Source organism: Bradyrhizobium sp. 137 (assembly GCF_023074095.1).
Classification (GTDB): Bacteria; Pseudomonadota; Alphaproteobacteria; order Rhizobiales; family Xanthobacteraceae; genus Bradyrhizobium.
In genome coordinates this window covers 192,222-201,463 of sequence record NZ_JADPKU010000061.1, presented here as the reverse complement: position 1 = coordinate 201,463, position 9,242 = coordinate 192,222, and the positions used below count along the sequence as shown (strand labels likewise).

Annotated in this window: 9 protein-coding genes; 8 read left to right on the top strand and 1 reads right to left on the bottom strand. The window is 64.6% G+C overall.

Annotated elements, in window-relative coordinates; all coding sequences use genetic code 11:
- The 8 genes from IVA78_RS19125 to IVA78_RS19090 all read left to right on the top strand — a co-directional run.
- Positions 1 to 182 (top strand): hypothetical protein (locus tag IVA78_RS19125; protein WP_247467017.1); only part of this gene is annotated, 182 nt, incomplete at its 5' end.
- Positions 183 to 191: 9 nt separating this feature from the next.
- Positions 192 to 1,847 carry a bifunctional metallophosphatase/5'-nucleotidase gene (locus IVA78_RS19120; RefSeq protein ID WP_247467014.1) on the top strand — a complete coding sequence of 552 codons (1,656 nt, stop codon included), beginning with the start codon at positions 192 to 194 and terminating at the stop codon, positions 1,845 to 1,847.
- A 136-nt stretch (positions 1,848 to 1,983) separates the two neighbouring features.
- Positions 1,984 to 2,913 (top strand): histone deacetylase family protein, encoded by a 930-nt coding sequence (locus IVA78_RS19115; RefSeq protein WP_247467011.1) that lies wholly within the window; start codon positions 1,984 to 1,986, stop codon positions 2,911 to 2,913.
- 73 nt (positions 2,914 to 2,986) lie between these two features.
- A complete protein-coding gene (locus IVA78_RS19110) occupies positions 2,987 to 3,238 on the top strand; it encodes an exodeoxyribonuclease VII small subunit (protein WP_247467008.1) in 252 nt (83 codons plus the stop codon).
- Positions 3,239 to 3,830: 592 nt separating this feature from the next.
- Positions 3,831 to 5,759, top strand: a complete 1,929-nt coding sequence (dxs, locus tag IVA78_RS19105) for a 1-deoxy-D-xylulose-5-phosphate synthase (protein ID WP_247279195.1) — start codon at positions 3,831 to 3,833, stop codon at positions 5,757 to 5,759.
- Between the two features lie 172 nt (positions 5,760 to 5,931).
- On the top strand, positions 5,932 to 6,486 hold the full coding sequence (locus tag IVA78_RS19100; protein WP_247467006.1) for a nucleoside 2-deoxyribosyltransferase: 555 nt from the start codon (positions 5,932 to 5,934) through the stop codon (positions 6,484 to 6,486).
- 28 nt (positions 6,487 to 6,514) lie between these two features.
- Positions 6,515 to 7,249, top strand: coding sequence for a TlyA family RNA methyltransferase (locus tag IVA78_RS19095; protein WP_247467003.1), 735 nt, complete (start codon positions 6,515 to 6,517; stop codon positions 7,247 to 7,249).
- Positions 7,242 to 8,489, top strand: coding sequence for a methyltransferase (locus tag IVA78_RS19090; protein ID WP_247467000.1), 1,248 nt, complete (start codon positions 7,242 to 7,244; stop codon positions 8,487 to 8,489). The genes IVA78_RS19095 and IVA78_RS19090 overlap by 8 nt, the downstream gene beginning before the upstream one ends.
- Before the next feature lie 94 nt (positions 8,490 to 8,583).
- Here IVA78_RS19090 and IVA78_RS19085 read toward each other — a convergent pair whose 3' ends face one another.
- Positions 8,584 to 9,183, bottom strand: a complete 600-nt coding sequence (locus IVA78_RS19085) for a hypothetical protein (protein WP_247415151.1) — start codon at positions 9,181 to 9,183, stop codon at positions 8,584 to 8,586.
- Positions 9,184 to 9,242 lie beyond the last annotated feature (59 nt).

Below are 9,242 nucleotides of genomic sequence, written 5' to 3'. Positions count from 1 at the left end.
ATCCATCGGCCGCTCCTTCCAACTCAGGAGCCACCTTCAGAATCGATTTCTGCCCAATTCGCAATGCCTTACAGAGAACGCTCACATGCGATTCCCCTGCCCTCAAGGGGCGGGCGGGAGCGTGCGGCACGCGCGGTGCTTCAACAAAAGAGTTTCGTGAAATCTTTGCGCGGACCGACTAATCTTGTTCCATGCGATATCGATCCATCCTTGCCGCCCTCGCTCTCGCCAGCACCCTCCCCGCCTCAGCCGAGACCGCAGCCCCGGTCGAGCTGCGCATCCTCGCGATCAACGATTTCCACGGCAATCTGCGGCCTTCGCCAGGGGGCATTCGCATCAATGATCCCGAGGACAAGGCCAGGAAGGTGATGGTGGCGGCCGGCGGCGCCGAATACATGGCGACGCTGGTGAAGCAGCTGCGCGATGGGCACAGGAACACGATCTTCGTCGCCGCAGGCGATCTGATCGGCGCGAGCCCGTTCCTGTCGGCGATGTTTCACGACGAGCCTTCAATCGAGTCGCTCTCGAAGATGGGTCTTGCGATCAGTTCGATCGGCAATCACGAATTCGACGAGGGCAAGGCCGAGCTCTTGCGGATGCAGAACGGCGGCTGCCATCCGGTCGACGGCTGCCAGGGGCCGCATCCCTTCACGGGCGCCAAATTCCACTATCTCGCGGCCTCGACCATCGAGACCGCCACCGGCAACAGCGTGCTGCCGCCGTACGAGATCAGGGAGTTCGACGGCGTCCCCGTCGGCTTCATCGGACTGACGCTGAAGGGCACCGCCGGCATCGTCTCGCCCGCCGGCATCGCCGGTCTCGAATTTCGCGACGAAGCCGAGACAGTCAATGCGCTCGTGCCGCAATTGAAGGCGCGTGGGGTGGAAGCGATCGTCGTGCTGATCCACGAAGGCGGCGAGCCCACCGGCGACTACAACGAATGTCCCGGCATCTCGGGTCCGATCGTCGACATCGTGAAGAAATTCGACCGGGCCGTCGACATCGTCGTCAGCGGCCACACCCACCGCGCCTATGTCTGCGATATCGATGGACGCCTCGTCACCAGCGGCGACAAATACGGCACGCTGGTCACCGCGATTGATCTCAAGCTCGATCCCGCAAGCCGGGATATCGTCAGCGCCAGGGCCGAGAACGTCATCGTCGCCAATGCCTCGCTTGCGGAAGATCCGGACCAGACCGCGCTGATCGAGGCGTACGACAAGCTGTCGGCGCCGATCGCCAACCGGCCGGCCGGATCGGTGACGCAGACGCTGTCGCGCATTCCGAATGAGGCCGGCGAAAGCGCGCTCGGCGACGTCATTGCCGATGCGCAATTGCTTGCAACCCGCGATGCCAAGGAGGGCGGCGCCGTGATCGCGCTCACCAATCCCGGCGGCATCCGCACCGACATCGTTCCCAAGGAGAACGGCGCGATCACATTCGGCGATGTCTTCGCCAGCCAGCCGTTTCGCAACCGCCTCGTCACCATGACGCTCACGGGCCGCCAGCTCAAGGACTTGCTCGAGCAGCAATGGTTGGACCCGAAGCGGCCACGGATCCTCCAAGTGTCGAACGGGTTCAGCTATGCCTGGGATGCGGCGAAGCCATTCGGCGAGCGCGTGATCGCCGACAGGATGAGTCTTGGCGGCAAGCCGATCGAAGCTGGAAGCGGCTACCGCGTCACCCTCAATGATTACCTCGCCGTCGGCGGCGACGGCTTTACCGTCGCCAAACAGGGCACCGCGCCACAATATGGCGGTTACGACGCCGACGCGCTGTTCGCGTTCTTCCGAGCGCATGGGCCGATTGGACCGCTGCCGCCTACCCGCATCCTGCGCCTGAATTGATCCGGATCGAACGGGCCGGCCCGGGACCGCCCTTTGCCATTGCCGCCCAAACGCCTAGATTTGGGTTTTGCATTTGCGTTTTGGCGCCGGATGCGCCAAGCGACGCCAAGAGCCCGCATCCCATGAGGCCGACCTGATGAGCACGCTTCTCCTCTCCCACAAGGCCTGCCTCGACCACGTCACTCCGCCGGGACATCCTGAAAGGCCGGATCGCCTGCGCGCGGTGGAGGAAGCGCTGTCGCACGAGCGTTTCCAGTTTCTGGTGCGCGACCAGGCTCCGGAGGGCGATCTCGATCTGGTCACGCTGTGCCACAACGAGCATTACGTCACCGAGTTGCGCCACATCGCGCCGACCAGCGGCCAGGTCTACATCGACGGCGACACCTCGATGTCGCCGGGCACCTGGGAAGCGGTGATGCGCGGCGTCGGCGGCGCGGTCGCGGCAACCGAAGCGGTGATGACGGGCGAGCATCGCAACGCCTTCGTCGCGGTGCGGCCGCCCGGACATCACGCCGAGATCGGCAAGCCAATGGGCTTCTGCTTCTTCGACAATGTCGCTATCGCGGCGCGCCATGCGCAGCGCAAATACGGCATCAAGCGCGCAGCGATCGTCGATTTCGACGTGCATCACGGCAACGGCACGCAGGACATATTCTGGTCGGACCCGACCGTGATGTACTGCTCGACGCACCAGATGCCGCTGTTCCCGGGTACCGGCGCCAAGGGCGAGCGCGGCGACCACGACACCATCGTCAATGCGCCACTCGCGTCGGAGGACGGCGGGCCGGAATTCCGTTCCGCGTTCGAGCATCTGATCCTGCCGCAGCTCGAAAAATTCAGCCCCGAGCTGCTCATCATCTCAGCAGGTTTCGACGCGCATTACCGCGACCCGCTCGCCTCGCTGAACCTGCGCGCCGAGGACTATGCCTGGGTGACCCGCAAGCTGATGGACCTCGCCGACAAGACCGCAGGAGGCCGCATTGTTTCGGTGCTCGAGGGCGGCTATGACCTGCAAGGACTGAAAGAATCTGTTACGGCGCATGTCGGCGCCCTGATGGGCGCGTGACGCACCCGCCACATTAAGCCCGCAAAATTCTGCTTTTTCTCATGTGAAGCGAACCGGGCAATCGGAAACGGATATGGCCGAAAATACCCAAATCGACGTCTCCAGGCTCACCTTCGAGCGCGCGATCGAGGAACTCGAAACGATCGTGAAGCGGCTCGAAGACGGCAAGGTGCCGCTCGAGGAATCCGTGACGATCTATGAGCGCGGCGAGGCCCTGAAGCGCCGCTGCGAGGATCTACTGCGGCAGGCCGAGGCGCGCGTCGACAAGATCACCACCGATGCCAGCGGCCAGGCCACCGGCGCCGCGCCGCTCGACGTCCAGTAAGCTAAAGGCCTCCCCTCGGTTTCTGACCGCGGTTGGCCCTGTAATAGGGCAGGTTTGGAGCGTAGCTGCACCTTTCGTGATCGCACCCTCGCCGTCCATGAACGTGACGGCTCCAGCCGGTGCGGCCGGTACCCGAATCCGGGTCCTGAGAGACCAAAAAAGACCCGATTCTTGCCAAAAAAGCCCGCGAAGGATCCGGCAGGCCCGGAACCCTGCGTCAAGGGCCGCAGTTAACCACTCCGGCCCGCCGGTTGCACCTGCATACCCCCAATCGGCCCAGCGGGTTGGCTTTGGCCCAAGGTTTGGTGTAAAGCTGCGCGGAGTGTGGCTTTTTGTAAGCCTTGCGTGGGCATCGATTACCGACGACAAGAGCTTCAAACTGCTAAAGAATTGGCTGGGACGGGCGAAGCCGATCTAAGTGACAGGGATCACAGAGACTGAACCGGAGCGCACTTAAGCTTACCTAAGCTGAAGACGGGGCCTTGCCCCATGCAGGTGGCTCCGACGGTTTGAGGACTCGCGCTGCGCCGATATTGAGCAAACCCATCGCGCACCGGAATGATCTTCCGGCGCTGACAAATTGGAAATGGCCGTGAACGCATACAGTAAAACGCCGCTTCTCGACACCATCCGGACGCCGGAAGACCTGCGCAAGCTGAAGATCGAGCAGGTTCGCCAGGTCGCCGACGAGCTGCGGCAGGAGACCATCGATGCCGTCTCGGTGACCGGCGGTCACTTCGGCGCGGGTCTCGGCGTCGTCGAACTCACGACCGCGATCCATTACGTCTTCGATACGCCGCGCGACCGGCTGATCTGGGACGTCGGCCATCAGGCCTATCCGCACAAGATCCTCACCGGCCGGCGCGACCGCATCCGCACGCTGCGCACCGGCGGCGGCCTGTCCGGCTTCACCAAGCGCAGCGAGAGCGATTACGATCCGTTCGGCGCGGCGCATTCCTCGACCTCGATCTCGGCCGGCCTCGGCATGGCCGTGGCGCGCGATCTCTCCGGCGGCAAGAACAACGTGATCGCCGTGATCGGTGACGGCGCGATGTCGGCGGGCATGGCCTACGAGGCCATGAACAATGCCGGTGCGATGAACTCGCGCCTGATCGTCATCCTCAACGACAACGACATGTCGATCGCGCCGCCGGTCGGCGCCATGAGCGCCTATCTGTCGCGCCTGTACTCCGGCAAAACCTATCGCACGCTGCGCGATGCGGCCAAGCAGATCAACAAGCGCCTGCCCAAGATCATTGCCAACCGCGCCAACCGTGTCGAGGAGTACTCCCGCGGCTTCATGATGGATGGCGGCACGCTGTTCGAGGAGCTCGGCTTCTATTACGTCGGTCCGATCGACGGTCACAATCTCGATCACCTTCTGCCCGTGCTGAAGAACGTGCGCGACATGGAGGAAGGACCGATCCTGGTCCACGTCGTGACGCAGAAGGGCAAGGGCTATGGCCCGGCGGAAGCGTCCGCCGACAAGTACCACGCCGTCGTCAAGTTCGACGTCGCGACCGGCACGCAGGCCAAAGCCAAGCCGAACGCGCCGGCCTACCAGAACGTGTTCGGGCAGAGCCTCGTCAAGGAAGCGCAGAAGGACGACAAGATTGTCGCCATCACGGCGGCCATGCCGTCGGGCACCGGCGTCGACATCTTCAACAAGGCGTTCCCCGACCGCACCTTCGACGTTGGCATCGCCGAGCAGCACGCGGTGACGTTCGCCGCCGGTCTTGCGACCGAAGGCTACAAGCCGTTCTGCGCGATCTACTCGACCTTCCTCCAGCGCGGCTACGACCAGATCGTGCACGACGTCGCAATTCAGAGCCTGCCCGTCCGCTTCGCCATCGACCGCGCAGGCCTGGTCGGCGCCGACGGCGCGACGCATGCCGGCTCGTTCGACAACGCCTATCTCGGCTGCCTGCCGAACATGGTGATCATGGCGGCGGCGGACGAGGCCGAGCTCGTGCATATGGTGGCGACGCAGGTCGCGATCGACGACCGTCCGAGCTCGTTGCGCTATCCGCGCGGCGAAGGCCGCGGCATCGAGATGCCCGAGGTCGGCATTCCGCTCGAAATCGGCAAGGGCCGCATGATCCGCCAGGGCAGCAAGATCGCCCTGCTCTCCTTCGGCACGCGCCTCGCCGAGTGCGAGAAGGCGGCCGACGAGCTCGCAGCCCACGGCCTGTCGACCTCGATTGCGGATGCGCGCTTCATGAAGCCGCTTGACACCGAGCTGGTGCTCAAGCTCGCCCGCGACCATGAGATCCTGATCACGATCGAAGAAGGCTCGATCGGCGGCTTCGGCTCGCATGTCGCGCAGTTCCTGACCGATCAGGGCGTGCTGGACACCGGCATGGTCAAGTTCCGCTCGATGGTGCTGCCCGACGTGTTCCTGGATCACGATACGCCCGCCGCGATGTACGCCCGCGCCGGTCTCGACGCCAAGGGCATCGTCGCCAAGGTGTTCGAAGCGCTCGGCAAGGACGTCAAGGCCGAGACGGTCAAGCTGGCTTGATGCTCACCTCTCCCGCTTGCGGGAGAGGTCGACGCGTCGGGTGAGGGCTCTTTCCTCTCGGGGGTTCTCGATCGAAGACACCCTCTCCCCAACCCTCCCCGCAAGCGGGGGAGGGAGCAGAGCACGCCCCGCGGCTCGGGTCTCGATCCACGATTTTCGGGCTTTATCTCCCATGAAAATCTATCTTGCAGGCCCCGACGTATTCCTGCCGGACGCGATCGAGATCGGCCGCCGCAAGATCGATATCTGCACGGCTCACGGTCTCACCGGCCTCTATCCGCTCGACAACGCGATCGACCTCACCGCGCCCGACGCTTCGCGGCAGATCTTTTGTGGCAACGAGGCGATGATGAACGAGGCCGACGCCATCATCGCCAATCTCACGCCGTTCCGCGGCGCAGGCGCCGATCCCGGCACCGTCTACGAGCTGGGCTACATGGCCGGGCGGCGTAAACTCTGCCTCGCCTATTCCAATGACGGCGCCGCCTATGCCGACCGCGTCGGCCGTTTCATGGACGTCGCCTCCGAGGACGGAAGGCTGGTGGATGCGCAGGGACTGACGGTCGAGGATTTCGGCCTCATCGACAACCTCATGATGATCCATGCGCTGGAGCGGCATGGCTGCCCGCTGGTGACGCCGGCCGAGATGCCAATCGATGTCTGGCACGATCTCGCCGCGTTCGAGACTTGCGTCCGGATGGCGGCTGCGCGATTGATCGCTACATAAGCAGCTCAGTCGTGCCCATGAGAGCGTAATGTCTACTCCCCGCAAGCGCGCGGACGTATTGCTGGTCGAGCGCGGCTTGTTCGAAAGCCGGGCGCGGGCGCGCGCGGCGATCGAGGCCGGGCTGGTCACGGCCGACGACAAGCAGGTGACCAAACCATCGGAGACGATCCCCGAGGACGCGGTGATCCAGGCCGAGCCGGCCCACCCCTATGTTTCCCGCGGCGGCGTCAAGCTCGCCGGCGCGCTGGAGCATTACCCGATTGAAATCGAGGACCATGTCTGCCTCGACGTCGGCGCCTCCACCGGCGGCTTCACCGAGGTGCTGTTGGCGAACGGGGCCAGCCTGGTGTTCGCCATCGACGTCGGCACCAGCCAGTTGCATCCCTCGCTGCGCGATCATCCAAAGATCGTGTCGATGGAGGAGACCGACATTCGGTCCTACGAAGGCAAGCGCCTGCCCGCGCGGCCCGATATCGTCGTCATCGACGTCAGCTTCATTTCGCTCAAGGCGGTGCTGCCGGTGGCGCTGTCGCTGGCAGCGGCGCCCATGAGCCTGCTGGCGCTGATCAAGCCGCAATTCGAGGCCGACCGGAAGCACAACAAGAAAGGCATCATCCGCGACACCGCCGTGCACCGGGAGATCTGTGACGACATCGCAGCGTTTGCGGCCTCGCTCGGCTGCATCGACATCGAGGTGTTTCCGTCATCGATCACGGGCGGTGACGGCAACATCGAATTCTTCCTGGGCGCGCGGCGTGGTTGAGCGCCTGACAATCGATCATGTCGGCCATCGCGGCGACGGCGTCTCGCTGGCGACGGGCGAAGCGATCTATGTGCCCTATACGCTTCGAGGCGAGACCGTCGAGGTCGATCACGCGGCAGGCCATCATCCCGATCGCCGCAAGCTGCTCGCGGTGGACGTCGCAAGCCCCGAGCGCATCGAGCCGTTCTGTCCGCATTTCGGCGTCTGCGGCGGCTGCGCCATCCAGCATTGGGCGGCTGAGCCCTATCGCGCCTGGAAGCGCGGCATCGTGGTCGAGACGCTGGCGCAGGCCGGCGTGGATTGCGAAGTGGCGCCGCTGGTCGATGCGCACGGCGCCGGGCGCAGACGCATCACGCTGCACGGCCGGTTCGGCACGCATGACATCCTCAAGGTCGGCTTTTCCGCGACGAGTTCGCACGACGTCATTCCGATCCATCGCTGCCCCATCCTCGATCCCGCGCTCGCCGGCGCGCTCGATGCCGCCTGGGCGCTCGCCGAGCCGCTGACGTCCAAGATGCCGGTGACGAAACCGCTCGACATCCAGGTCACCGCCACGGCCAACGGCCTCGATGTCGACGTGCGCGGCTCCGGCCCGCTGCCGACGCCGCTGGTCACGGCGCTGTCGCGCGTCGCCGAGCAGCACCGCTTGGCACGGCTGACCCGGCATGGCGAGCTGGTGCTGCAACGCCTGCCGCCGACGGTGAAGATGGGCCGCGCGGAGGTGACGCTGCCGCCGGGCTCGTTCCTGCAGGCGACGGTGGCGGGCGAAGAGACGCTGGCCGCGCTCGTCGCCGAGCGCGTCGGCAAGGCCAAGGAGGTTCTCGACCTCTTCTGCGGCGTCGGCCCGTTTGCGCTCAGGCTGGCCGAGAAGGCCCGCGTCACCGCTTATGACAGCGACGCCGGCGCGATCGCTGCGCTCGCGAAAGCTGCGCGCACGCCCGGCCTGAAGCCAATCAAAGCCCAGCCACGCGACCTGTTCCGCCGCGCCCTAGTACCGCAGGAGCTGCGCGACTTCGACGCGGTGGTGTTCGACCCACCGCGCCAGGGCGCGCAGGCCCAGGCGCTGAAGCTCGCCGCAAGCAAGGTGCCCATCGTGATCGCCGTGTCCTGCAACGTCGCGACCTTTGCCCGCGATGCGCGACTGCTGATCGACGGCGGCTACCGGCTGGACGCGGTGGTGCCGGTCGACCAGTTCCGGCACACGCCGCATGTGGAGCTGGTTGCGCGGTTTACGCGCTAAAGCGCAATGAGAGCAGGATGAATCGCCGCGCTTTAGGTCTTGTTTTGAGCATGATCTTTTCGGAAAACCGCTGCGCACTTTTCCGGATCATGCTCTAGCGCCGCAGGCCGCCCAATGCGGGCGACTCGCCGGGCAGCATCGAGGAGTTGATGTCGCTGTCCATGCGTCCCGATTGCTGCTGGCTGAAACCGGCGCCGAACGACAGGCTGAGATTGGGGGTCGGCTTGAACTCGACACCCGCGAACGCACCATAACCGGGTGCGGCGTTGGAGGTGAGCGGCGCCAGCGAGCTGCCGATGCCGTTGCCGTACTTCAACGTGTCGAAACCGGCGAAGAACGTGACAGGCAAACCACCTGCCGCTTTGGTGGCGTAGCCGAACTGCGTGCTGTCATAGGACAGCGCGCTGAAATTGCCGGCCGAGCCGGCCTGGTTGAAGCCGCTCAAACCAAAATTGCCGCGCTCGCTGCCAACAAAGAAACCATTCGCATAGCTGGTGCGCCACCCCGCATCGCCGGCATTGAAGCTTGAGAAGCCGCCGTAAGTATCGGAGCTCTGGCCGGCACCTCCACTGAGGCCGAAAGGCCCGCCGGGGATCCAATATCTCAGCGGCGCAACTTGCGCATGAGCCGGTGCGCCGGTCAGGCAGAGCACTGCGAGAGTTGCAAGTGCACATGAAGCTGCGAGGTTGAACATTCAGATGACCGTCAAGAGTTTTGCAAATTATACTCGTCGAACATGACCAATGCCAGCGG

Bases quoted from the DNA above. Each gene is read 5' to 3' on its own strand.
- IVA78_RS19120 (WP_247467014.1), top strand. From the start codon at position 192: ATGCGATATCGATCCATCCTTGCCGCCCTCGCTCTCGCCAGCACCCTC.
- IVA78_RS19115 (WP_247467011.1), top strand. From the start codon at position 1,984: ATGAGCACGCTTCTCCTCTCCCACAAGGCCTGCCTCGACCACGTCACT.
- IVA78_RS19110 (WP_247467008.1), top strand. From the start codon at position 2,987: ATGGCCGAAAATACCCAAATCGACGTCTCCAGGCTCACCTTCGAGCGC.
- IVA78_RS19100 (WP_247467006.1), top strand. From the start codon at position 5,932: ATGAAAATCTATCTTGCAGGCCCCGACGTATTCCTGCCGGACGCGATC.
- IVA78_RS19095 (WP_247467003.1), top strand. From the start codon at position 6,515: ATGTCTACTCCCCGCAAGCGCGCGGACGTATTGCTGGTCGAGCGCGGC.
- IVA78_RS19085 (WP_247415151.1), bottom strand. From the start codon at position 9,183: ATGTTCAACCTCGCAGCTTCATGTGCACTTGCAACTCTCGCAGTGCTC.